The sequence below is a fragment of the Bacillus cereus group sp. RP29 genome, assembly GCF_040459765.1.
GTDB lineage: Bacteria > Bacillota > Bacilli > Bacillales > Bacillaceae_G > Bacillus_A > Bacillus_A paranthracis.
This window is the reverse complement of record NZ_JARVHN010000001.1, coordinates 595,468-621,139: the sequence shown is the minus strand read 5'-3', so window position 1 is coordinate 621,139 and position 25,672 is coordinate 595,468. Positions and strand designations below refer to the sequence as shown.

Sequence of the window (25,672 nt, the reverse complement as noted above, 5' to 3'; positions counted from 1 at the left end):
CGGGCTTGTTTTTAGAAATGGGCTTTATCAAAAAAAAGATACCTGTTAAGGTATCTCCTAAATAAACATATTCAATAAAAGCGCAAAACCAAATGCAATAAATGATAACAATGTCTCGAGTACCGTCCACGTTTTAAACGTTTCCTTCACCGTCAAACCTAAATACTCTTTTACAAGCCAGAACCCTGCATCATTTACGTGAGAAAACATTAATGAACCTGCTCCGGTTGCAATAACGAGCAACTCTAAATTCACACCAGACATGTGCTGAATAACTGGTGAAACAATCCCTGCTGCTGTCGTTAATGCTACTGTCGCTGAACCTGTTGCAATTCGAATTAATCCAGCTACCATGAAAGCTAATACGATTGGTGATAACGATATATGTTCTGCCATTTGCGCGATCGCCGTTCCAACGCCGCTTTCAATTAATATTTGTTTAAATCCACCGCCTGCACCGATAATTAAAATAATGGAACCGACCGGTAATAAACTTTCGTCTGTTAATTTTTTAATCATCTTTTTATTAATTCCTTGTCTTATTCCAAGTAAATAAAATGCTGCGAAACATGAAATAAGTAAAGCAATTACTGGACTTCCAATAAATACAAAAAATTCAGTCATCTTTTTCGGTAATGAAATATATGGTGCAACGACCGATAAAATCATCAATACAACTGGTAATAAAATAATAAAGAATGAAACTTTACGACTCGGTAAGTCAGTTGAGACAGTCGTAACTCGAATAAGCTCTGGTTCATTTTCAGGTATAACCCTTTTATGTACCCACTTTGCAAATATCGGTCCTGCGATAATGGCTGTTGGTAACGCGATAAGTAATGAATATAAAAGTACCTTTCCTAAGTTCGCGTTATAAATACCGATTGCTGTCATCGCCCCTGGATGTGGTGGCACGAGCCCGTGAACAATAGATAACCCCGCAATAACAGGTAAAGCAATTAATAATATGTTTTGCTTCGTTGTTTTTCGAATTGAAATAACAAGTGGTAATAAAATGACAATCCCTACTTCAAAAAAGACGGGAATCCCTATAACAAACCCTGCAAATAACATAGCCCAAGGTAATTTTTTTACGCCGAAAAATCGAATAAAGAAATCTGCCACTTGCATGCCTGCCCCTGAATCAGACATCATTTTCCCTAAAATTGTTCCGAGAGCTAAAATACCAACTAAATGCCCTAGTACACTACCAACACCAGTTTCATAGGCAGTCACTATTTTCGTTAAGTTCAGTCCAGACATAATAGCTAAAAATAAACTCGCAACTGTTAAACTAATAAATGCATGCCATTTCCACCATGATACCCCTAAAATAACAATCGCAATTGCAAGTAACGTGACGATTAATAAGTATATATCCATCTCTCATTCCCCTTACTTTATAAAAAAAGAGGGAACATCCCCTCTTTTTTTATACGTCATAATTCACTACATAATGCTGCATTTCTGTATTGTAGTAGCCTTCGCTATATTCAATTACTTCGCCAACTTCATCGTAAGAATAGCGCATTCGTTTTAATAACGCTGTGCCCTCTTTTTCACCTAACGCTTCTGCAACGAAACTAGGCGCAAGTCCAACAGCGAATTCATCTCTGAAGTTTTCTAAATGAATGCCTCGGTCTTCAACTAAATCATAAAGCGATTGCAAGTCAAAGTCCGATAAATCTGTACTTGCCATTTTCGCTGAGAAATAGTGCGTATAATGAATGTACGGTGCATCATTTAACGTATATAAACGTTCAATACGAAAACTCTCTTTACCGAATAATCGAAATGGCACTGTTCCTTCTTCATTCTGAACAATTTCTGCTTTTAGCAATTTTTTCTGTACTTTATATCCTTCTTCCACTAACACTTCAGTAAATTTCTTACCCTTTGACAGTTTTGTCGCAGAAGTGTTACGGATCACTTTCGTTCCTTTACCGCTTTTCTTTTCCAAATATCCTTCTTGAGCGAGTTCTTTAATCGCATTTCGTACTGTAATTTTACTTACTTTGAACTCTTCTTCTAACTGTGGTTCGGAAGGAATATTTGTATGAATCGCATATACACCATGCAATATTCGATCACGAATAATGTTTTTTATTTGTAAATATAATGGTCCTTTTTTCCTCGTTACGTTCACCGTTACACCCACTACCTTTCTACATCACCTACTGATGCCGTCATTGCCCGAAGTATATCCTTCTCTGATGACATTGGCGTATCACCGACGATTGTATGTGCAAGCATTCCAGCTGCTGACGCAAATGAAACAGCTTTCTCTGGTGCAAACTCTTCTATCTCGCCATGAATAATCCCGCTCGTATAAGCATCTCCAGCACCTATTCTATCATATACAGAAAACGTAAGTGTTTTTGCAAAAGTGAACGTACCATCTTTACATATAAATCCGCGCAGCGAGTGTGTGTTATCACTATTAATAGAGCGATGTGTACCAGCAATTGTAGTGATATGATATGTTTCAGCTACTTGTGGAATAAGGTCAACAAGTTGAGCTTCTCGCTCTGTCTCTTCTGTTTTCATTCCAAGAACGAACATCGCATCTTTTTCATTCATCATTACAATATCAGCTAGCCCTAACATTTCTTCATAATGCGGTTTCGCCTGTTCATATCCATCTTCTCCCCAAAGCGATGGACGATAATTGCAATCAAAAACGACAGTGCCTCCGTTTTGTTTCACTGCTTTCGCTAAAGATTTCATATGATGGCGCACAGTATCATTCATCGCAAGTGTAATCCCGCAAAAATGAACGATATCAATTTCCTTCGCGATTTCTTCAAATTGATACATTTCTTCACATGCCGTATTAAAGCTACTTTCTAATCGATTCGAATATGTAACGCGGCTTGCACGTGCCCCAAATCCATTTTCTAAAAAGTACATACCGACATATTTACCGCCTCTTGAAACAAACGAGGTTTGCACACCTAACTTTTGAATGTAAGATAATGCAGCATCCCCAACCGAATTTTCCGGTAAAGTTGAAATAAGAAGCCCTTCATGCCCGAGATGAGAAAGTGCTGCCGCAACGTTCAGACCTGTACCAGAAAAGGAGTATTTTAATGTATTAGCTTGCGATAACAATTCATATCCTGGTACTTGCAGGCGCATCATTACTTCGCCAAATGCTGCAATTTTCTTACGCATATTGATCAACTAACTTCTTCACGACTGCTAATAATTCACGTACATCATCTGTTTTCGTATTACCAGTTTCCTTATCAATAATAGAAGAGTACACGTGCGGAATAACTTGCTCTACATTTGCTTCAAGCGCGATACGTAAAATTGTTTCAAAGTTTTCTTTATCAATTCCGCCTGTTGGCTCTAATGCGAATCCTTCTTCTGCACAAGCTTTCGCAACTGCACGATATTCTTCTTCATGAGCTAGCCCTTTCATTGGGAAGTATTTCAATGAATTTCCGCCCATATCACGTACAAGTGCGATCGCTGTTTTAATTGGAACGATTGCTTTTTCTTCTCCAGCTGCACTAATTGGACCAGTAGAAATATTTACGTACCCTACTTTTCCTGTTGGCGATACTAAACTATTAATCCAACTATCTTTTCCGCCAAGATTTGCACGTGTTGCTCCAACTGAAGGGAACACTTGATTAATATGGCTACCAGGATAATGCTTCGCAATTTCAGCTACAACTGCTGCTTGGCGATTATCTCCTGCTCCTAGTCCGATCGATACAGCGTCATCAATTTCTTTTCCATATGCTTTCATCGCTGTAACAGCTTCTTCTACTGTTGGATAATCTTTTGATAATACACCTACTACTACATAACCTTCTGCTGCTTCAAAAATATCTTTCGCATTTTCGATATTGTTCGCTAATACATTTAATGCTACGCGGCCTTTATAAAAACGTTTTTGAATGTTTGTCATTTTAGTTTCCCCCTACAATTTCTCTCAATTTTTCTTCAATCACATGTATGTCATCACCTTGAAGTGGACGTGGATCAATATCAAAGAATCCTTGTCTTACTCCGTAATCACGTGTATAAATCGCGATTTCCCCTTCGCGTAATGCTGTCACAACGTCTTTTGCCGATTTATTTAACTCTTTTTCGTTAATCTGAATACGAGCTCTAAAGATTGCTCTTCCCGCTTCATCTTGAACAATCGTTACATTTACACCGTTTAATTCTTTTAGCGGCATAAGTACTTGTAACAACTCTTTTTCTTGCTCACTCTTATCTTCTTTTACTCCGTACTCATCAAGCGCTTGAAGTAAGCCAAATGTTGTTTCTTTCCCAACTTTCATACTTCTTCCGATACAATGTAATTGCACTTTCAGCCACTCAATATATTTTCGTTTCCCGCCAACAATACCAGAAGTAGGTCCTTCAATTGCTTTTGAACCGCTATAAATGGCAAGGTCTGAATACTTCACATATTTTTGAATGTCTTCTTCAGCTGCCGCATCAACGATAAGTGGTACGTTATTTCGCTGCGCAACTTCCCATGCTTCTTCAACAGAAATCATATTTTTTTGCACGGCATGATGTGATTTTACATAAAGAATCGCTGCTGTATTTTCACCAATTGCATCTTCAATATGTTCTGCTTTCCCTTCATTTGCGTAGCCAACTTCTACAAGTTTTCCTCCGCCTAAGTAAATCATCGTTTCAACAGGAGCACCATACTGAACGTTATGACCTTTTAACATAATCACTTCATTTTTCGCGATGACCTCTTGATGAAGTCTTTCACTTTTACGGCGATTTCCTTCTGTCACAATTGCTGCGATAGAAAGCGCAATTCCGCTCGATGCTGAATTCACAACAACCGCTGCCTCTGCATCTAGAATTCTCGCAATATGATCTCCTGCTTTATCTACTAAATCAGCAATTTCCACATAATTTTGTCCCCCATGTTTCATTGCATCCATAACTGTATCTGTCGGAGCGGATACACCTAAAATACTCATTCTACCGCTCGCATTTATTACTCTTTTTAATCCGTACTTAGCATTCAATGAATAACCCATTGACTACAACCCCTTTCGTATCAATTCTTCTTTCAGCAATGCGCTGATCCCCTTCTGAATCTATTAACGTAATCTTCTCATCTTTCACCGTAAATAAAGTTAAATTTGCAATATCCCCTTCTTGAATACGGCCAAGCTCAGGTTTCTTAAGCCATTCTGCCGCATGTTTCGTCACCGCATCAATCACTTCTTCTAGCGGATAACCTAAGTAAAGGAATTTCGAAAGAACATGAGCCATACTATACACTGGACCGTGCACGCGATTCTTCCGGTAAATATCTGTACTAATTGTATTAAAGGCAATATCGTGACGCTTTGCTGCCTCTGCTACTTTAAAAGAAAAACTAGCATTACCATGCCCAACATCTAAATGAACGCCGCGATTCACTGCTTCTAGTAACACAGGTAGCGGTTTACCTTCTTCATCAAACAAATTATTTTCTTTCCCGTTTAAGTAATGTGTAATAACATCATCTTTTTCTAAAAGAGGTACAACTTCCTCAATGCGAGGAGGCGCTGAACCGATATGTACCATAATCGGTAATGATGTTTCACGTGATAAAGAGCGCGCTACATGCAGCGGTTCAATTCCACTATCACAAACGACGCTTTTACTCATTCTCGCCTTTAACCCAACGATTACATCTTTATACTTTTCTACTGCTTCTATTACTTTCTCTTTATCGATCCATTCCATATTGGATAATTCATCAATTCGTTTCAAACCGATGCGAGAAATATTTAAAAAGGCAAATAAATTCGTTTTCGCCTGCTCTCTATTTTTTACTAAATCTGCAATGCGATCAGCTCCGCAGCTACCCGCATCAACAATTGTCGTTACCCCTTGTTTAACGCCAATTTCATCCACCTCATCGCCATACGGATCAAACTCTGGAAAAGCATGAACGTGCAAATCAATCCAACCACTCGATACGTAAGTACCTGAGTAATCAAGAACCTTTCCACCCTCTCCAGCACCTGCTTTCGTCACCTGTGCGATTTTATTATTTTCAATTACAATGTCAATCTCTTCCCCGTTCACACGTTTCACATTACGTAGTACGAATCGTTCTGTCATTGTACTTCCACCCTTTTCTATAAGAAGCCATAAGAATACGCTTACATTAAAATTTCATTTTATATATCTTTCACACGTTTAGCGTAACACAAAAAAAGGGAGAAGTAAATATAACGTTATAATGTTTAATTTTATATTACTTTCTTCTCTACTTTTAAAATGAGAGTTTTCATTACATATTCGGACAACCTATAAGTAGGAGGGATATTCTTGGGATTTCGAATTTTATTATTTATAACCTTAGTCACTTTGTATGTACCAACAACGATTAGCGCAGCCCCTCCATCACTCACGGCTGCATTTATCCGGGATCATCAGCTATGGATAAAGAAAGGAAATCAAGAAATACAAATCACAAAGAATCGATATGTGTATTCTCCAAAATGGTCTTATGATGGTAGGTTTATTGGTTATATTGATAGTGATGAAACGGGTAAAAAATCTAACCTATTCATCTATGATACGAAGGAGAAAATAAACTATCAGCCTTATGTAAGAGTCGTAACATCTGACTTTAAGTGGTCGCCAAACAAAAATCAATTGGCTTACACTGATCAAGGTTTATTAAACGTTACAAAAATAAAAAATGGTCGCCCGCACGGTTTTGAAAATGTATCACTTGGGGTTAGTGATTTCGAATGGTTCCCAAATGGAAAGGAATTTATTGTTTCCTCACAATCCTGCTTGCGTCCGACTGGATGGGGCAAGGTTCCACTTTATAAAATTCCAGTCGATGCAAATCTTGCTAAAGATAAAATAAAGCCTTTTTATACGATTCAAACAAATGAAACTGATTTATTTGCGGTGCATACTAACTATTTCAAGTGGAGTTCTGATAGAAAGTGGCTTAGTTTTTTGGCCAGTCCTACTGCCTCCTTGGCAATGGATAGTAATACATTATGTGTTATCTCATCAAAAGGGACACACTTTCGAACGCTTGGTAACATGCTATGGTTCAAAGACTGGATGAAGTGGGCTCCATCAGCCAATCAACTGGCCTATATTTCAGGAGAAGGAAGGTTTTTTGTAGAAAATAAAAAACTCACAATTGCAGCAATGGTAACAGCAAAACAACAAAAGGAATACACACCTATAGGTTATGTAGACCTTGATTTAGAATGGCTTTCACCAAACAAAGTCGTTGTGGCTCGCGCAAAAGAAAACAAGGCATGGAAAGAAGGTCCTGTTCCGACGATGTTTACAACACTTTATATGATCAATATAAAAACAGAAGAACAGCGACAAATCTCATTCCCAAAACAGAATGAACGTGATGAAGACCCTCAAGTTATTGGACCTTATCTTACTTGGCTTCGCAAGAAAACAAATGTATATAAAGGCGATGTCTGGATGAAGGATAGCTTCCATAGTCAGGAGTATATATGGCTGAAAAATGTTGATGAAGCTCCGATTTTTTTACTCTGAATAAACGTCATTGAAAATGTACGAATTACAATCCTCGTCATATAAAGGTTACTTCTTCTATTATTTAGGAATGTACTTGTTCCTCTATTTTGATTCTCCCACGATAGAGCACTATTATGGGAGAATCAAGATTATCTATTCCTGAACCGTCACAATAACCCCATCCATATTGTTTCCCGAAATTTCATACTGCTTATTCACCGGAACATTCACTTTCATGTTTCCGGAAACTTTATAATAAGAAACCGTATATTGCTTACCTTCCACATCGGTTGTGATTTCTTTTTGCTCTTTTAAGAAGTCTAAGTATTCCTCTAATGTAATTTTCTTTTTTTGCATAATTGCACTATGAGGTAGGCCGACATAACGGATGTGCCATGGCTCATATTGAATGCCTGTAATGTTACTTTTATTTTTCGGATAGCGTAAAACAAATCCGTGCTTCCATACGTTCTCTTCAATCCATTTTCCTTCAGGCGCTTTTTCCATTTTCTTTTGCGTTGAACCAACGTCCAGTGATAACCCTAAATTATGTTCACTATATCCTGCTGGGAGTGCATAATCAGATCCCATTTTTTCATATAGCTGTCTTTGCTCTTGGAAATCTCGATAGCCGCTATTCATTAAGAAATGTTGTACGCCATCTTTTCCAGCCGCATCGACAACGTTCAAAAACTTTTTTACAACATTTTTTGATAAACGAAGGTTTCTATCAAATATTACGTAGCCTCTCACTAACTCACTATTATGATTTACATTTATAATATCAGACCTAATACTATCTTTTTTAACTGGATAATCCCTGTTAACTAATAATAAATCGCCCTTATAAATTTGTTCCTTCGTAATCTCTTTCTCCTCGGTATTTGCTGCCTTTACTAGCTCATCTTTCTCGACAATTTTAACGTCGATTTCCTTTTGAAATAACGGTGATATATAAACGCCTACACATACTGTGCACGCTATAAAAAAAGAAATAAATACCCACTTTTTCATTTCTAGTTCCTCCTTAACGTAACTTACGTATAGAATAGAAAAAACTATTAAAATAAAAAGTGGGGTAAAGTTTAAATTTTTATTAAATTGTTACGTGCTCTTCTTTTGGCAATCGCACTTCAAACATTGTTCTAACTATATTACTTTCAGCAGAAATCGTACCGTTATGCTGTTCAACAATATTTTTCGCAATAAACAGTCCAAGGCCTGTCCCGCCACGGTTCTCTGACCTCGATTTATCACCTGTATAAAACATATCAAAAAGATACGGTAAGTCTTCTTCTGGAATGCTATCTCCGTAATTCATAACTTGTACGACAACTTCTTCATTATCGATATACCCATTCAAATCAACAAATTGCCCATCATATCCGTAACGAACAGCATTTGTTAACAAGTTTTCAAATACTCTAGCTAACAATTTCCCATCACCATTAATCGGCAAATGAGGATCAACATTCAATCTAGCTTCTAAATGATGTTTTTCTAATAACGGATACAATTCCTCATCTAGCTGTATAAGCAGCTCACTTATATCAATCGGCTTTTTATTTAGTTGTAACATGCCATAATTCATACGTGTAATTTCAAATAATTCATCAATTAAGCTTTCAAGCCTTTGCGATTTCGTATATGCAATCGTGGAAAAATGTTTAATTTGTTCTTTTGTTAAATTTTCATCTTTAAGAATTAAATCTAAATAACCTAACACGGATGTTAATGGTGTCCTTAAATCATGAGCTAAGTTCACAACGAGCTGGTCTTTACTACTTTCAGCAAAGTCTCCTCTTTCCACCGCTTCTTTTAACTTTTCACTCGCAACATTTATTTCACGCGCGATGTCTCCAAATTCATCATTTGATGAAACTTGAACTCTATTCGTAAAGTTACCGTTCGCAAGATGATGAATCCCGTTAGAAATCTCACTAAAATACTTTAAATACGGTTTTGTCAAAAAGAAGAAAAAGATAATAGACAACGGGATAAAGAAAATTAAAAAGAAGTTAATGTCTCCAAATTCCCTTACGATTGACCTAAATTGTGCTAAAGGCTCTTCGTAGCGAACCATCGTTTTATAATACAACTGCAATCCTTTATAAATTATATAAGTTACAGTTGCAGCGAGCACCATACTTAACGCAAATAAGGCAATCATTTTAAATCGAAAGCTTTTCATCATGTTATCCATTGAAAGTATACCCTACTCCCCACACTGTTTTTATTAGCTTATCTTTTCTTTTATCTTCCCCAAGTTTTTTCCGCAACGTACGAATATGTACCATAACTGTATTTCCGCCTTCATAATAATCATCTGCCCATACTTGCTGAAAAATATTTTCCACATTGTATACTTTCTTCGGGTGACTCGCTAATAAATATAAAATATCAAACTCTTTCGGTGTTAATTCAACTTGTTCTCCGTACACATTTACTGTTCTTCGCTCAGGATCAATCACGACCCCGCCTACCTCTAAAGCAGATTTATTCTCCGCTACTTTCGGCTGATTTAACGTAAGAAACCTACGTAATTGTGCATTTACACGTGCAACTAATTCAATTGGTGTAAAAGGTTTCGTCATATAATCATCTGCACCTAATACAAGACCTGTCACCTTATCAAAATCAGACGTTTTCGCACTTAAGAAAATGATTGGCATATGATGCTTCGCGCGAATTTGACGCGTCACTTCATACCCATCCATTTTCGGCATCATAATATCTAAAACCACTAAATCGATTGGCTGCGTTTCAATAATATGAATTGCCTCTTCTCCATCAGCTGCTTTCACGACGTGGTACCCTTCTTTTTCTAAATGTATCTCAATTAAATCAGCAATTTCTGCCTCATCATCCGCTATTAAAATGGAAATGCGCTTCATTTTACTCCCCCTTTATACGCTCGATTGTAAACTAGTCTATCCAATTTGTACAATAAGAAAAGGCTACTCGCGGGAGTAACCTTAGTAAATGAAATTATATCGACGATTTTCCAAATATATCGAACACAACTTGAATTATATCGACGATTTTTTTAATATATCGACGTTTCGACAAGGAATATCGACTTACCGACAATTAACGACGAAATTCGCCCACTATTTTAAAGACTCAACCTACCGCTCAAACACAATCCGCTGCTTCGTGATTTCCGCCAGTCTCCCGCGATCTACCTCATACTCAGTATCAACACTTTGCGGCACCATCACTTTTCCGCCCTCAAGCATCACTTCCGGCGAAATAATATCCTTCTCCCAATGTCTGCTAGAAGCGGATATATCGCCTGGAATCGTAAAGTTCGGCAATGATGCAAGCGCAACATTTTGTGCTCTTGAAATCCCCATCTCTACCATACCGCCGCACCAAACTGGTATGTTATGCTCCATACAATAATTATGGATTTGGATTGATTCTGTTAATCCGCCCACTCGCCCTGGTTTAATGTTAACGATTTGACAACTGCCAAGTGTAATCGCAACGCGCGCGTCTTCTAAACTATGGATACTTTCGTCCAAACAAATTGGCGTTTCTATTTTCTTTTGCAACTGTGCATGATCAAGAAAATCGTAATCCGCTAGCGGTTGCTCAATCATCATCAATTGGAATTCATCTAGTCGTTTCAGACTCTCTGTATCCGCTAATGTATACGCTGAATTTGCATCAGCCATTAACGGGATATGTGGAAACTCTTTACGAATTTCTTTCAATAACTCATAATCATGCTCTGGCTTTATTTTCACTTTAAAACGCTCGTATCCTTCTTCAGCGTACTTCTCGATTTGTTTTAACATAACTGGAATCGTATTGATCCCAATTACAACGCCGACTTCAATTTCAGCCTTCGTTCCGCCAAGCAATGTCGCTAACGATTTGTTTTGACGCTTCGCATATAAATTCCAAACAGCCCCTTCAATTCCTGCCTTTGCCATTCGGTTTCTTTTTATATGCTGGAACAAACTTGGCACTTCATTCGGATGAGAAATTTCAGCCTTTAATAAATCCGGTAATAAAAAGTCTTGCAGTACATGTAGCGCCGTCTTCACTGTTTCTTCCGTATACCACGGTTCAGAGAATGCAACGACTTCGCCAAATCCAATGCACCCGTCCGTATCTTCTAATTCAATGACGATACTTTCACGCTTTTCATACGTTCCGTAGCTTGCAGCAAACGGGATGACGAGTGGCATTTCCGTTATATGAAGTGTCGCTTTTTTTATCTCCACTTACATCTCCTCCACTAATTGTCTTAACTCTCGTCTTAACAATTTTTTCGAAGCATTTCGTGGTAATTCCTCTAAGAACCACGCTTTTTTCGGCACTTTATATTTCGCTAATTTCTCCTCGCAAAAGTGAAGAATTTCTTCTTCTGTTACCTCTCCACTTTTTACAACAAAAGCAGCGGGTACTTGTCCCCATTTATCATCAGTCATACCGACAACACCAGCTTCCGCTACCGCCGGATGAGAAAGTAACACTTCTTCAATTTGAGCTGGATATATATTCTCTCCGCCAGAAATAATTAAATCACTGCGGCGATCTAATACGTATAAAAATCCTTCTTCGTCTAAATAACCGAGGTCGCCAGTATGAAGCCATCCGTTTTGAATTGTCTCACGCGTCGCATCTTCACGGTTAAAGTAACCACCTGTTACGTTCGGTCCTTTTACTACGATTTCGCCTTCTGTAAACGCCGGCACTACTACGCCATCTTTTTCAATACGCAGTTGGCACTGAAATAGTGGTTTTCCAGCTGACCCTACTTTCGTTAACATATAATCTGCGGATAACGTACAAATTTGCGAAGACGTTTCTGTCATACCGTACGTTTGATATACAGGAATCCCTTTATCAACACACGTTTCTAATAACGGTTTCGGCGCTGGTCCTCCGCCAAGTAACATACATCGTAAAGAAGATGGATATGTCTCTGCCCCAAGTCGCTCTAATAAATCAGTTAACATTTTAGAAACGACAGAAATAATCGTTACACCTCTCGTTTGAAGTGCTTTATGAATAAAATCAGCATCATATTTCGGAACGAGTAAAATGCGCATGCCGTACATAATATTTTTCATTAAAAGAGATAGCCCGCCAACGTGGAACATCGGCATACAAGCTAACCAGCAATCATCATCACGAAGTCCTAAATTAAGCGAAGAACCAACCGCGCTTGCCCAATGATTGCCGTACGTTAAAATAACGCCTTTCGGTTTTCCAGTCGTCCCTGACGTATAAATAATTGTCATCGCTTCTTTTAAAGAGAATTCTTCTTGTATAGGGGCTTCCTCTTTTGGTCCATTCATTATGTCGGTGAATGAATACACAGGAACATCTTTAGCCTCAAAATCTTGATCCGTCACTAAACAAATAACTTCAGCATCATCCATTTGCCAAAGTAGCTCTTCTCTTGAAAGACGCGTATTTAAAAGCACAGCTACTGCACCTACGTACGATAGGGCGTGAATAACTGTAATCATCTCCATACCATTTTTCATCAGAACAGCCACCTTTTGCCCACGCTTCACTCCAACATGCGTGAGATGCTCACAAACAGATACTACTTTTTCATGCAGCTGCATAAAAGTAACTTTCTCTTCCTCTATTTCAATTGCAGTTCGATCTGGTGTTAAAAATGCACGTTGCTTTAACCAATTTGGCATCGTCTCCATCATTCATTCTCCTTTCATGAAAGAAAGAGACTTGATATGACATCAAGTCTCTTAGTTGTTTTGTTTCCGGTTTGACCTTATCCAGCTGCGCCTCCTAGCCCCTTCCGTCTAAGAACCTTCCGCACAAGAAAGTAAAAAAACACTTTCTGTGCGAAAGAACCTTAGCCAACGGGGCTAAACAGTCGGCTCCGCTTTTAAAACATCCAGCTACAGCGGCTAGAACAGTCGGTCGTTTCACGCCTTCCTACGAGGCAAAAAGCGCCTCTACGTCAGGAGTTCCAACGCCCTCGTGTTCTAAGTGAGCCGCTTTCGCTTTTGATCTCATCCAGCTACAGCAGCTAGAATGTTCGGTGGCTTCACTTCTTCCTACGAGGCAAAAAGCGCCTCTACGTCAGAAGCTCCATCCCCCTCACATTCTGAACGAGCTGCTTCCGCTTTTGGTTTGATCACGGGAAACGAGGGAATTGACCGAAGTCTGGACGGCGTTTTTCTTTGAACGCGTCGCGACCTTCTTTTGCTTCGTCAGTTGTGTAGTACAATAACGTTGCATCTCCAGCTAGTTGTTGAATACCAGCTAGACCGTCTGTGTCTGCGTTGAATGCAGCTTTTAGGAAACGAAGTGCCATTGGGCTGTTTGCTAAAATTTCTTGTGCCCATTGTACTGTTTCTGCTTCAAGTTGTTCTAATGGTACTACTGTATTTACTAAGCCCATATCAAGCGCTTCTTGTGCACTATATTGACGGCATAGGTACCAAATTTCGCGAGCTTTCTTGTGACCTACCATACGAGCTAAGTAACCAGCTCCGTATCCACCGTCAAAGCTTCCTACTTTAGGACCTGTTTGTCCGAATACAGCGTTGTCTGCAGCAATTGTTAAGTCACATACGATATGAAGTACGTGCCCACCACCGATTGCATAACCTGCTACCATTGCGATAACTGGTTTAGGAATTGCGCGAATTAGACGTTGTAAGTCTAATACGTTTAGACGTGGGATTTGGTCGTCACCTACATATCCACCATGACCGCGAACTTTTTGGTCACCGCCTGAACAGAATGCACGTCCACCTTCACCTGTTAAAATGATAACGCCAACATTTGCATCATCACGAGCATGTGCAAAAGCGTCGATTAACTCCATTACCGTTTTAGGACGGAATGCGTTATGTACTTCAGGGCGGTTAATCGAAATCTTTGCGATACCATTGTATGTTGAATAAATAATATCTTCGTAATTGCCTTCTTTTACCCATTCAATAGCCATTACAACTACCTCCTTGTATATTTCTGATCTCCTCTATAAGTGTAACTTCATTCTTAACTGAAAAAAGCATCACTGCATAGTTTTTAGAAATCCCTTTACTATTGTATCAAACTTTTCCGGTTGTTCCACATGAATTGCATGACCAGCACCATCAATTTTGACAAATTTCGCGTCAGAGACGCATTTTTCGATATTTTTTAATATGCAAAAGAACTTTTCATCATACTCTCCATTCATTAAAAGAACAGGCATTTTTAAGTTTTGCAGCTCATTCCACCATGAAGGCTGAGCCCCTGTTCCCATGCCGCGCAAGCTATTTGCGAGCCCTTTTGGATTGTTAGCAAGTCGTTCTTTTCGCACTGCTTCTTGTACGTTTTGTGCTAAACGTTTTTGCGTTTCAAACAACGGAATATTTTCCCACATCGATACAAAACTTTCGATGCCTTCTCGCTCAATTTTTTGAGCAAGTCGCTCATCTTTTTCACAGCGTTCTTTTCGCTCATCTTCACTTTCAAGCCCAGCTGTACAATTTTCTAATAAAAGAGAGCGTACATATTCTGGATATAGACACGCCATTGTAATCGCCAGTCTACCGCCCATTGAATAGCCAAGTATATGCGCCTTTTCAATATGAAGATAATCTAATAGTTCTTTCATTTGCAATGCCGCATTTCGAATATCATAATGCGTCACATCTTCAGGACTTTCCGTTTTTCCGTGCCCAACAATATCTACTAAAATGACTTGAAATTGCTCACTCCAAGAAGGAACGAAGGAACGCCACGTCTCCATGCTTCCCGTAAAACCATGAAGAAGTAGAAGTGGTTCCCCGCTTCCGACTACTTCATATTCATACGATACACCTTGCAGCGTTACGTTCATTTTGATTCACCTTGCAACGATGTAGTAATTACGTCCTGTGTTTTTGCCCATAACGTACGGTGCAACGTTAAGTTTTCATCACGGTTCGTACAAATTTCCACAACGTGTAAACCTTCTGTCGTTGTTCCTTTTTGTACTTCTTCTCGGAATTGCTCCCAGCCATTTACACGGCTAAATGAACCACCGTACATATTGACAACATGCTCATAATCAAGACCAATCGGTGTTCCAAATAACGATTCGAAATGTTCCTTTTTCTCATACTGTGGTAAGAATGAGAAAATACCGCCACCGTCATTATTTACAACGACAATCGTTATGTTTAATTCATGTAATTTTGCGGCTAGTAGTCCATTTAAATCGTGATAGAATGATAAATCACCAATCACTAATACAAGTGGATCGCAAATCATGCTCGCTCCTAAAGCTGTCGAAATGATCCCATCAATCCCATTTACACCGCGATTTGCCATTACTTGAATGTCTTTATCCGATGTGAAGAAGAAAGAATCTGTATCACGAATTGGCATACTATTACTTGCAAATAACGTTGCCCCTTCTGGTAATACGCGGACAATATCTGTAATGACTCTTCCTTCAAATGCCGTATCATATGTTTCCATTTCACGAAGCGTTTCCTTCGTTTTTTCGTTTATATGTTGCCACATTTGGGACCAATCATTCTTTTTCATAACTGGCATTTTTTCTATTAGTGCACTGCAAAATGCAATATCACTCGCTTGGACAACTTCTGTTGCAACGAGAGCCGGATCTCTCCATTGTCCAGATTCGTCAACAACGATATGAACGGCTTTCGTCTGTTTTTTAATGAATTGCGTTAATGCTTTCGAAACAGGCATACCACCGAAGCGAATTAAAACGTCCGGCTTCCACGTTTCTTTTAACAATTCATTTCGTAAAAATGTATCGTAACAGTCAATTACCATCGTTTTGTCGTGGTGCCCGCTACGAATGTTAGAAAGTGGATCCGCTAATATTGGATATCCCGTTTTTTCAGCTAGTTGCGTTGCAAACGTTGCGATTTCTGAATGACTATCATCTCCACAAATAATAAGCCCCTTTTCCATATGTGAAAGGCGCCCTACAAGAGAATCTACATATTCACTCGGCATCACCGCGTTCCCTCGCTGAACTACTCCTGTATATTCTCCGCGTCCTTTATCCCATAAACTTTCTAATGAGAAGTCCGGGATAAGCGGTTCGCGAACCGGAAAATTAAGATGAACAGGTCCTTGCGGTGCTAAAAGCGCGCTTGCTATCGTGCGCTGCGTTGTCATGCGAGCGTAATGATACATCGCCTCATTCGCTTCTGGAAGTGCCATCTCTGTAAATTGCTTCACAAACGTGCCGTATAAATTAATTTGATTCATCGCTTGTGGTGCACCGACATCTCTTAATTCATGCGGTCTATCTGCCGTTAAGACGATAAGCGGCACTCGCGAATGAAAAGCTTCACATACAGCTGGATAGTAGTTCGCTGCAGCCGTTCCTGACGTACATAATAATGCAACAGGACGTTTTTTCGCTTTTGCAATACCGAGCGCAAAAAATCCTGCAGATCTTTCATCTACATGTAAATATGTGTTCATTCCTTCATGTTGTTCCATTAGTAGAGCAATCGGCGTTGACCGTGAGCCTGGACTAATGACAACATCACATACATTTAGACGCGTCAGTTCATCCACGAACGCGCCTAAATAATATGATAATGCTTCTATATGATTGTTCATTTCATTAATTCCTCCAAAGCACCAAGCATCGGTCTAAACTTCAAACTTGTTTCTTCATATTCAAGTTGCGGTACTGAATCAATTACAATCCCGCAACCGGCAAATAAGGATGCTTTCTCTCCATTTAATAATCCGCAGCGAAGTGCAACCGCAAATTCACCATTTCCTTCATCATCTATCCAGCCAATCGGTGCACCATATAATCCTCTGTCTAACAATTCAACATCACGAATTAGTTTCATCGCTTCTAAACGAGGTGTCCCGCCAAGAGCTGGTGTTGGATGTAATTCTTCTACCATCGTTAAAAGACTCGCGTCGCCTTTTGCCTCTACAGGCGTATATAAATGAATTAAGTTTTTCGTTGTTAATAGACCGGGACTTTCCGGAATATTAACGGATTCGCAGTGCTCATTTAATACTCCTCGAATCATGTTCACAACATAACCGTGTTCAGCTAAATTCTTTTCATCATGAAGAAGCGCATCACTATTTCGCTTACTTTCTTCTATAGATTGACCATGACCAGTTGAACCAGCAAGACACATTGAAGTAAACTTCTCATCTTCTTTGCGAATTAATCTCTCTGGCGTCGCTCCTAAGAAGCATGCTCCTTTATAATCAAAAGAAAATACGTAACAATCTGGTTGCCCAATGCGAAGTGCTTCTAAAACAAGCGCAGAATCAATATGATGATCCATCTCTACTTTTAGCTCCCTCGCTAATACAACCTTCTGCACGTTCCCCTGCTTCATCTCATCTTGCACTTTCTCAATGGACTTCATCCAGCCTTTCGGATCCACTTCTACTTTAGAAGTAACTGTTAATTTCGATCCTTCTAGTGCACATTTACTCTCCTCAAAAATTTTCTCTTCTAAAGAAACAATTTCGTTATAAAGAGTTTCTGCACAATCTGTTGCTGAAACGAATGTATTCATTGTTAACCATGCTTTTTCATTTTTTACAGTTAATAAAAATGCCGGTAGTGAAAATGTCGTATCATCAAATTCTTTCCATAAATCTGTTTTCTCTTTTTCTTGGTCAAATGAAAATCCACCAAATAAAAGAGGACCTGTTCCAAATTCGTATCTTTCTCTTTGTACAAATGCTTTCTCTTTTACTTTATCCCACTCGTCACGAGCAGTTTGAAAGCGTTTGTGAGAAGCAGTTGCTATAGTGAAAACAGAACCAATTCCAGCAAATATTACATGCTGAGCTGGGTCTGCAAAATAACATCTATTTTCGAATGAGATCCTTTTTCCTGCTGCATAAAACAGAAGTGGATCCATCCAGTCTATTTTTTTTACAAAACTAACCAATATTTTTTCATCAGTTGCATGCTTAATGGCTGCACTTAGAACTTCCTGCAAGCCTTTTTGTTTCGTTTGAATCACAATTGTCTCCCCCCTATGGGCGAAAAATAGTCATAATTACGCTTGATTTTAAGATACACCTCAAACGAAAGGCCTGTCAACGTTTAGCATTTCTGAGAAATTCACCTTCTCTTCCTAGAAAATAAACGTTGACACTAAATGATGCTTTTTCTACACTTAGTTGTGTACAATATGTGACCAAAGGAGGATTCAACATGGAAATGAACGTCGAAACGAATTCCTCTCCTACGGCGCCAAAGCCAAGCAAGCAAACAGGCTGGCGCATTTGGTGGAGTTTACTACGTCCCCATACATTAACAGCAGCTTTCGTTCCTGTTTTCATCGGAACAGCCTATGCAATGCAGGTCGGAGGTATAAATCAAATACATCTCCCTCTTTTCCTTATAATGCTTCTTGCTTGTCTTCTCATTCAGGCAGCAACAAACATGTTTAATGAATATTTTGATTACAAAAGAGGACTTGATCACGAAGGTTCAGTTGGTATCGGCGGCGCTATCGTTCGCGATGGCATTCAGCCAAAAACAGTGCTTAACTTAGCATTTGGATTTTTCGGCATCGCAATACTATTAGGTGTTTATATTTGTATGAATTCTAGCTGGTGGCTTGCTGCAATCGGTCTTGTTTGTATGGCCGTTGCTTACCTTTATACAGGCGGTCCACTTCCAATTGCCTATACACCATTTGGAGAGTTAACAGCCGGATTATTTATGGGTGTCATTATTATCGGGATTTCATTCTTTATTCAAACTGGAACTGTAACATCAGAAGTCGTTTTACTATCTATTCCAAGCTCCATTTTAATTGGTGCCATTTTACTAGCTAATAACATCCGTGACTTAGATGGCGATAAAGAAAACGGTCGTAAAACGTTAGCCATTCTCGTTGGACGCGAGCGAGCGGTCGGTGTACTTGCTTCTATGTTCATCGTTTCCTACATTTGGACAATTGCTTTAATTATCGTGGGCATTGTATCACCATGGATGCTTATCGTATTTTTAAGTGCACCGAAAGCATTTAAAGCGACGAAAGGCTTTATCGGCAAAAGCATTCCAATGGAAATGGTACCTGCGATGATAGCAACAGCAAAAACAAATACAATCTTCGGTCTCCTCATGGGAATCGGATTATTACTTGGATATTTCCTTTAAAAGGAGCTGCTAATGCGGCTCCTTTTTCATATACCAATTTCAGCTCATAATTCCTACTCGCAACGCTCATACTATGTAAAGAAACTGAATTGTAGGAAGGTGGACGACTATGTTAACTCCACAACAAATAAATCAATTTAAATCCGTTTTAGAAAAACAAAAACAAGAACTAGAGCAAACGATACAAACACACGAAAATGAAGATCGTGCATCTGAACGTGAATCTGTTGGAGAATTATCTAGCTACGATAACCATCCGGCTGATATGGCAACAGAGCTATATGAACGTGAAAAAGACTTCGGGCTTATTGAACTTTGGCATAAACAGCTAGAGGATACGAAACATGCCCTGCAAAAAATAGAAGCGGGTACGTACGGCATTTGCGAAGTATCTGGTGAAGAAATTCCATTTGAAAGATTAGAAGCAATGCCGACTGCTACAACATGCATCCAGCACGCGACAAATAAGTTAAATATGAATACACGACCAGTCGAAGAAGAAGTGTTATCTCCTTCTTTCCACAAACATGATGAAGATCGTTCTGTTGAATATGATGCAGAAGATGCATGGCAAGATGTTGCCAATTACGGAACATCTGAAACACCATCTGATTTAGAAAGACAAGATTCGAAAAACTATAACGGCATGTACGTAAATAGTGAAGAAAACGTAGGCTACGTAGAGGATTTTGAAAACTTTATCGGTACAGATATGTATGGAAAAAATCCGCAAGTTTTCGCTACGGAAGAACATGAAGAATATGAGCAAATGCTTGATGACTTTGAAGAGCGTACCTTTAAGGGCGAATTATCTTCAAATGAGTCGAGTTCCAAAGAATAAAAAAAAGCATTCCGAAAATCGGAATGCTTTTTATCGCTAGCTAATTAGTTTTTTGTAACGTTAGCAGCTTGTGGTCCACGGTTACCTTCAACGATTTCGAAAGAAACTTCTTGACCTTCTTCTAAAGTTTTGAATCCGTCACCTTGGATAGCTGAGAAGTGAACGAATACATCGTCTCCACCTTCAACTTCGATGAAACCGAAACCTTTTTCGCTGTTGAACCATTTAACTTTACCTGTTTGCATGTCATGTACCTCCTAAATAAAAATGAAACTATGAATCCACATGAAAAGGTGGATATAAAGGACATGAATGTATAACAAGCTTACAGCCTTTAATTCAACGTGCTTTATTTCCGTACCACATTATGTAGCTCAATAGTGACTTCACTATATCACGCTATATCCAAAACGTCAAATGAGAACACTTTCATTCCATTATTTTTTTATAATTTTAATATAATGTTGAACTTCCATATTCATATTTTATTGGAAAATTAACAAAACTATAGTGTTCTAATTCTAATAATTTCTGTACAATATAATTACTACATATTTATGAGGTGAAAAAAATGCAAGCACATGAAATCGAGTATAAATTATACGGCGATGATATGCAGTTTGTTGAAATTGAGTTAGACCCAGAAGAAAGCGTTATTGCAGAAGCTGGCGCAATGATGATGATGGAAGATTACATCGAAATGGAAACAATCTTCGGTGATGGTTCTGGACCATCTGGAGGTTTATTCGGAAAGTTAATGGGCGCTGGTAAGCGTCTCGTTACAGGGGAAAGCATGTTCATGACTGTATTTACAAATACAGGTCACGGCAAGCGTCACGTATCCTTTGCTGCTCCTTATCCGGGTAAAATTATTCCTGTAGATTTAACAGAATATCAAGGGAAAGTAGTTTGTCAAAAAGATGCGTTTCTTTGTGCCGCAAAAGGCGTTTCTATCGGCATTGAGTTTACGAAAAAAATAGGAACTGGTTTCTTCGGTGGTGAAGGTTTCATCATGCAAAAACTTGAAGGTGATGGACTTGCTTTCATGCATGCAGGCGGAACTGTATACAAACGTGAATTAAAGCCTGGCGAAAAACTTCGCATTGATACAGGTTGTCTCGTTGCCATGACAAAAGACGTTAACTACGATGTCGAGTTCGTTGGAAAAGTAAAAACAGCTCTATTTGGCGGCGAAGGTTTATTCTTCGCAACGTTAGAAGGCCCTGGAACAGTTTGGATTCAGTCCTTAACACTTAGCCGCTTAGCAGCACGTCTGACAAGCCCAGCAGCGCAAAGCACTGGTGAAGGTAGTGTTTTAGGTGGACTTGGTCGTTTATTAGATGGAAAAGAGTAAATAGGGCCCTTATAGGGCTCTTTTTATTTAGGTGGACTATACAAACCACTTCGAATCATATAATACTCCATCACTTCGTTAAGCCACGCCTCTTCTCCTTGAAAACTCACCAATTGAATAGCCTTCTCTTTTGCTTATCTTACACTCCTCCTAACAGTATGTTTACAAAAATCATACTCCCTCACGTAACTGTAGTTTCAAGGTTTTTTTCTAAAAGAATGAATCAAGTCCCTCACTGCATATATTGAACTATACCTTTTCTTAAGGAGGCTCCCTTAATGCGTACTCCTTTATCCTTTGATAAAGATACTGCCATACTGTTAGCTTCTTGTTGTGAGTTAACGTATGAACAATATAAACAAAATGGGATTTTTGAAATACCAGATGGTTTTCAATATGTACAAGGCTTTCAAGGAAAAACCATTCAAACGACAGAATGGTTCGGATTCATACTAGAATCTGAGGATACCGTTATTGTAGCTTTTCGCGGAACACAAACAGATACAGACTGGATTATCGATTCACTCGTTAACCAAAAACCATACCCATATGCTTTAAATAGCGGAAATGTCCATAACGGCTTTCTTTCCATTTATGAGTCTTGCCGGGATTCTATTATGGATATGCTTGTATCACTACCAGCCCATAAAAAACTTCTTGCAACAGGTCATAGTTTAGGCGGCGCGCTTGCCACACTACATATACTCGATGCGCGTATAAACACTGCCTTCGCACAGTACGGTCTGTATACATTTGCCTCCCCAAAAGTGGGAGATATCGCCTTTCGGAATTATTATAAACTGCAAGTAGCTAGTAGCTTTCGTTTCGTCAATTTATTTGATGTCGTTCCACTTCTTCCTCCTCGAAACATAAATTTTAATGACCAAGACTGGGAATATGCACACGTTCATCACAACATGACTTTTACAAAAAACACAAAATCTATTACAAATAATCATGCCATGACAACATACAAAACATGTCTGACTTCTCATTTTTAACCAGTAAACAATTGGAAATTAAATATCCTTATACTATAATAATATATGAATTTACTTTTGGATGAGGGGACCTTACATGCTAAAATTTATCTTTGCACTTTTTCTCATTGTAATTTTTACGTTTACAGGTTTCTTTACATTTTCATACTTTGCGACAGGAGAATATGATGGAACAGGTATCATATATACTGCGATCCCATTTCTTTCTTAAGCAAAAAAAGAAAACCGAGCTTAATAAGTTTAAGCTCGGTTTATTTATCAGTGTCATTTTTTGTCGGTAAATCGATATATCTTAAAAATCGCTGATATATTTTAAGTATCGGTCGATAAAATGTGAAAACCGCCGATAAAAGTTAAGAATCGCTGATATATCTTAAAAATCGCCGATATAAATTTCATATAATCTTTTCCAACGTAGCAATCTCTTTAAATTTGCGTAACTGTATTACCAATACCCCAAATCTCATTACTATACTGTAAAATCGTTCGATCGCTCGCAAAATGACCAGATTGTGCAATATTTAAAATCGACATTTCGAGCCACTTCGTTCGGTTCTCATAAGCTCTACCAACAGCTTCTTGCTTTTCCGCATATGGGCCAAAATCTCGCAGAACGAAATATTCATCATTTTGAATAACGAGAGAATCGTAAATTGCTTCAAATTCAGCTCCCGACTGTGCAAAGAAACCATTCGTTAGCTGATCTACTACCTTTTTAATGTGCCCATTGTGGTGATAATAATCACTTGCACGATATCCACCATTTTGATTGTAATGAAGAACTTCTTCGGCCGTTAAGCCGAAAATGAAACAGTTATCATCACCGACTCTATCTTTTATTTCAATATTCGCTCCGTCTAACGTGCCGAGCGTAATCGCACCATTCATCATAAATTTCATATTGCCTGTTCCAGATGCTTCTTTACTCGCTGTTGAAATTTGTTCACTTACATCGGCCGCTGGGAATATATCTTCCGCTACAGACACTCGATAGTTTTCTAGAAAGATAACTTTCATATATTGGCTTACGTACGGATCGTTATTCACTTTCCTTGCAAGTTCATTTATTAATTTAATAATTTTTTTCGCATAGTAATAGCCAGGTGATGCTTTCGCTCCAAAAATAAAAGTACGCGGATAAAATGTAAAACTAGCATCCTCTTTCAAACGGTTATACAAATATAAAATATGAAGAACATTTAATAATTGTCGCTTGTAAGCATGTAGCCTTTTTACTTGCACATCAAAAATAGAATTAGGATCAATTGTAATCCCCATTGTATGATGAATGCGCGCTGCTAAAATCTCTTTACGCTCTTGTTTTACCTCTGCAAATTTCTCTTGGAAACTCGCATCGTATTGAACTAATTGTAGCTCTTGAAGCTTAATCGGTTCTTTCTTCCACTCTGTTCCAATCGCCTCTGAAATAAGGTTCGTCAGCTGCGGATTCGCCTTCATTAACCAGCGTCTATGAGCGATTCCATTCGTTTTATTATTAAACTTATCTGGATAAAACTCATAAAACAATCGCATTTCACGCTGTTTTAAAATCTCCGTATGAATTTTTGCTACACCGTTTACACTATGGCTACCGACAATTGCTAAATGAGCCATTTTCACAAGATCATGCGCAATAATCGCCATCTCTTCAATGCGATGCCATTCATACGGATAACGTTCCCAAAGTTCATGACAGAAACGTTCATTAATCTCTTCAATAATCATATAAATTCTCGGTAATAACGGTTTAAAAATGTGAATTGGCCACTTTTCAAGAGCTTCTGATAACGTCGTATGATTCGTATAAGAAATCGTTTGCGTTGTTATGTGCCAAGCTTCTTCCCATGCTAGTTTTTCTTCATCTAATAAAATACGCATCAGTTCTGGAATCGCCAAAACTGGATGGGTATCATTAATATGAATCGCAATTTTCTCATGTAATTGACGAAGGTCACCATATCTTTCTCTATGCATACGAACGATATTTTGCAAGCTTGCTGATACGAGGAAATACTGTTGTTTCAAACGAAGTATTTTCCCCTCATCATGCGTATCATCTGGATATAAAAACTCCGATACCGCCTCTGTTTCACGCTTATATTTCAAAATATCTTTGCAATTTTGTGGGAAAGGAACTGGTTCCGCATTCCAAAGTCTAAGTGTATTTACAGTACTCGTCTCATAACCTACTACTGGAACGTCATATGGTACGGCCATAATTACTTCTGCATTTGTATGCCTGAATTCTAAACGCCCATCAATGTAGAGCGGTTCAACATTGCCGAAATAACTTACTTCTACAGCTTGATCATGCCTTCTTACTTCCCATACATTTTCATGAAGAAGCCACTGTTCTGGAAATTCAACTTGATAACCATCAACAATTTTTTGATCAAATAAGCCGTGTTTGTAACGAATTCCGCACCCATGACCTGGTAAGTTTAAAGATGCAAGTGAATCAAGGAAACAGGCTGCTAACCGTCCAAGTCCACCATTTCCAAGACCTGCATCTGCTTCCACCTCTTCTAATTGTTGCAACGAAATTCCAAGCTCAGAAAGCCCTTGCTCACATACATCCTTGATGCCTAAATTTAATATGTTACTTCCAAGCAAACGCCCAAGTAAAAACTCAATGGATAAGTAATACATTTGCTTTCGCTCTCCAGACCGATAACTTTCATTCGTTGCAATCCATTGACTATTCATATACTCACGTACCATGTACCCAAGCGTATTGTATTGATCACGAGTTGTAGATTCTTTGAAACTTTTACCATACATCGTCTCTAACTTTTCTAGAAAAGCTGATTTGAAACTTTCAACATGAGTAAACATCTCTTCACCAC

23 protein-coding genes are annotated in these 25,672 nt (G+C 38.6%); 6 read left to right on the top strand and 17 right to left on the bottom strand.

Annotated features, from left to right (window positions below; all coding sequences use genetic code 11):
• Nucleotides 1–57 precede the first annotated feature (57 nt).
• Genes gntP through QCI47_RS03125 form a run of 6 tightly spaced genes read right to left on the bottom strand, consistent with a single transcriptional unit; the run spans nt 58 to nt 6,105 of the window.
• Entirely contained in the window at nt 58–1,383 is a 1,326-nt protein-coding gene (gene gntP, locus QCI47_RS03150) for a gluconate permease GntP (protein ID WP_000356177.1), read from the bottom strand.
• A gap of 49 nt (nt 1,384–1,432) precedes the next feature.
• Nucleotides 1,433–2,158, bottom strand: a complete 726-nt coding sequence (locus QCI47_RS03145; RefSeq protein ID WP_000539282.1) for a GntR family transcriptional regulator — start codon at nt 2,156–2,158, stop codon at nt 1,433–1,435.
• Nucleotides 2,158–3,174 (bottom strand): sugar kinase, encoded by a 1,017-nt coding sequence (locus QCI47_RS03140; RefSeq protein ID WP_061401699.1) that lies wholly within the window; start codon nt 3,172–3,174, stop codon nt 2,158–2,160. Before QCI47_RS03140 ends, QCI47_RS03145 begins: the two co-directional genes overlap by 1 nt.
• Nucleotides 3,167–3,922 (bottom strand): 2-dehydro-3-deoxy-phosphogluconate aldolase, encoded by a 756-nt coding sequence (gene dagF / locus QCI47_RS03135; protein ID WP_076874941.1) that lies wholly within the window; start codon nt 3,920–3,922, stop codon nt 3,167–3,169. Before dagF ends, QCI47_RS03140 begins: the two co-directional genes overlap by 8 nt.
• A gap of 1 nt (nt 3,923) precedes the next feature.
• A complete protein-coding gene (locus QCI47_RS03130; RefSeq protein ID WP_076867814.1) occupies nt 3,924–5,027 on the bottom strand; it encodes a DgaE family pyridoxal phosphate-dependent ammonia lyase in 1,104 nt (367 codons plus the stop codon).
• Nucleotides 5,005–6,105: an amidohydrolase/deacetylase family metallohydrolase gene (locus QCI47_RS03125; RefSeq protein ID WP_309422036.1), complete on the bottom strand. Its 1,101-nt coding sequence runs from the start codon at nt 6,103–6,105 to the stop codon at nt 5,005–5,007. Before QCI47_RS03125 ends, QCI47_RS03130 begins: the two co-directional genes overlap by 23 nt.
• Nucleotides 6,106–6,315: 210 nt before the next feature.
• Between QCI47_RS03125 and QCI47_RS03120 the strand changes: the two genes are divergently transcribed.
• Nucleotides 6,316–7,530 carry a translocation protein TolB gene (locus tag QCI47_RS03120; protein WP_309422035.1) on the top strand — a complete coding sequence of 405 codons (1,215 nt, stop codon included), beginning with the start codon at nt 6,316–6,318 and terminating at the stop codon, nt 7,528–7,530.
• Nucleotides 7,531–7,665: 135 nt separating this feature from the next.
• Here the strand turns inward: QCI47_RS03120 and QCI47_RS03115 are convergent, their stop codons facing one another.
• The 9 genes from QCI47_RS03115 to QCI47_RS03075 form a co-directional block, all read right to left on the bottom strand.
• Nucleotides 7,666–8,526, bottom strand: a complete 861-nt coding sequence (locus QCI47_RS03115; protein ID WP_086707338.1) for a M15 family metallopeptidase — start codon at nt 8,524–8,526, stop codon at nt 7,666–7,668.
• Nucleotides 8,527–8,608: 82 nt separating this feature from the next.
• Nucleotides 8,609–9,715 (bottom strand): HAMP domain-containing sensor histidine kinase, encoded by a 1,107-nt coding sequence (locus QCI47_RS03110; RefSeq protein ID WP_229132065.1) that lies wholly within the window; start codon nt 9,713–9,715, stop codon nt 8,609–8,611.
• Nucleotides 9,708–10,406, bottom strand: a complete 699-nt coding sequence (locus QCI47_RS03105; protein WP_000822491.1) for a response regulator transcription factor — start codon at nt 10,404–10,406, stop codon at nt 9,708–9,710. The genes QCI47_RS03110 and QCI47_RS03105 overlap by 8 nt, the downstream gene beginning before the upstream one ends.
• Before the next feature lie 234 nt (nt 10,407–10,640).
• On the bottom strand, nt 10,641–11,747 hold the full coding sequence (gene menC / locus QCI47_RS03100; RefSeq protein ID WP_262717995.1) for an o-succinylbenzoate synthase: 1,107 nt from the start codon (nt 11,745–11,747) through the stop codon (nt 10,641–10,643).
• The gene (locus QCI47_RS03095; protein ID WP_309422032.1) at nt 11,748–13,193 is read right to left on the bottom strand and encodes an o-succinylbenzoate--CoA ligase; all 1,446 of its coding nucleotides are present in this window, start codon (nt 13,191–13,193) and stop codon (nt 11,748–11,750) included.
• A 446-nt stretch (nt 13,194–13,639) separates the two neighbouring features.
• Complete coding sequence (menB, locus tag QCI47_RS03090; protein ID WP_074541422.1) at nt 13,640–14,458, bottom strand: 1,4-dihydroxy-2-naphthoyl-CoA synthase; 819 nt, start codon at nt 14,456–14,458, stop codon at nt 13,640–13,642.
• 69 nt (nt 14,459–14,527) lie between these two features.
• Nucleotides 14,528–15,340, bottom strand: coding sequence for a 2-succinyl-6-hydroxy-2,4-cyclohexadiene-1-carboxylate synthase (menH, locus tag QCI47_RS03085; RefSeq protein ID WP_309422030.1), 813 nt, complete (start codon nt 15,338–15,340; stop codon nt 14,528–14,530).
• Nucleotides 15,337–17,091: a 2-succinyl-5-enolpyruvyl-6-hydroxy-3-cyclohexene-1-carboxylic-acid synthase gene (gene menD / locus QCI47_RS03080; protein ID WP_086707347.1), complete on the bottom strand. Its 1,755-nt coding sequence runs from the start codon at nt 17,089–17,091 to the stop codon at nt 15,337–15,339. The genes menH and menD overlap by 4 nt, the downstream gene beginning before the upstream one ends.
• The gene (locus QCI47_RS03075) at nt 17,088–18,482 is read right to left on the bottom strand and encodes an isochorismate synthase (protein WP_000616745.1); all 1,395 of its coding nucleotides are present in this window, start codon (nt 18,480–18,482) and stop codon (nt 17,088–17,090) included. Before QCI47_RS03075 ends, menD begins: the two co-directional genes overlap by 4 nt.
• A 194-nt stretch (nt 18,483–18,676) precedes the next feature.
• On the opposite strand from QCI47_RS03075, the gene QCI47_RS03070 reads away from it, so the two are divergent.
• Both QCI47_RS03070 and QCI47_RS03065 read left to right on the top strand, forming a co-directional pair.
• Nucleotides 18,677–19,630 carry a 1,4-dihydroxy-2-naphthoate polyprenyltransferase gene (locus QCI47_RS03070; protein WP_000425747.1) on the top strand — a complete coding sequence of 318 codons (954 nt, stop codon included), beginning with the start codon at nt 18,677–18,679 and terminating at the stop codon, nt 19,628–19,630.
• A 109-nt stretch (nt 19,631–19,739) separates the two neighbouring features.
• The gene (locus QCI47_RS03065) at nt 19,740–20,471 is read left to right on the top strand and encodes a yteA family sporulation protein (protein ID WP_000957376.1); all 732 of its coding nucleotides are present in this window, start codon (nt 19,740–19,742) and stop codon (nt 20,469–20,471) included.
• Nucleotides 20,472–20,515: 44 nt separating this feature from the next.
• Here QCI47_RS03065 and cspD read toward each other — a convergent pair whose 3' ends face one another.
• Nucleotides 20,516–20,716 carry a cold-shock protein CspD gene (cspD, locus tag QCI47_RS03060; RefSeq protein WP_001193054.1) on the bottom strand — a complete coding sequence of 67 codons (201 nt, stop codon included), beginning with the start codon at nt 20,714–20,716 and terminating at the stop codon, nt 20,516–20,518.
• A 326-nt stretch (nt 20,717–21,042) separates the two neighbouring features.
• Here cspD and QCI47_RS03055 point away from each other — a divergent pair, with 326 nt between their 5' ends.
• From QCI47_RS03055 to QCI47_RS03045, 3 genes are all read left to right on the top strand, one after another.
• Complete coding sequence (locus QCI47_RS03055; protein ID WP_001147837.1) at nt 21,043–21,825, top strand: TIGR00266 family protein; 783 nt, start codon at nt 21,043–21,045, stop codon at nt 21,823–21,825.
• Between the two features lie 278 nt (nt 21,826–22,103).
• Nucleotides 22,104–22,826: a lipase family protein gene (locus QCI47_RS03050; protein ID WP_001260123.1), complete on the top strand. Its 723-nt coding sequence runs from the start codon at nt 22,104–22,106 to the stop codon at nt 22,824–22,826.
• Nucleotides 22,827–22,902: 76 nt separating this feature from the next.
• On the top strand, nt 22,903–23,037 hold the full coding sequence (locus tag QCI47_RS03045) for a hypothetical protein (RefSeq protein WP_000911070.1): 135 nt from the start codon (nt 22,903–22,905) through the stop codon (nt 23,035–23,037).
• 215 nt (nt 23,038–23,252) lie between these two features.
• Here the strand turns inward: QCI47_RS03045 and glgP are convergent, their stop codons facing one another.
• A complete protein-coding gene (glgP, locus tag QCI47_RS03040; protein ID WP_000494087.1) occupies nt 23,253–25,661 on the bottom strand; it encodes a glycogen phosphorylase in 2,409 nt (802 codons plus the stop codon).
• Nucleotides 25,662–25,672: the final 11 nt, after the last annotated feature.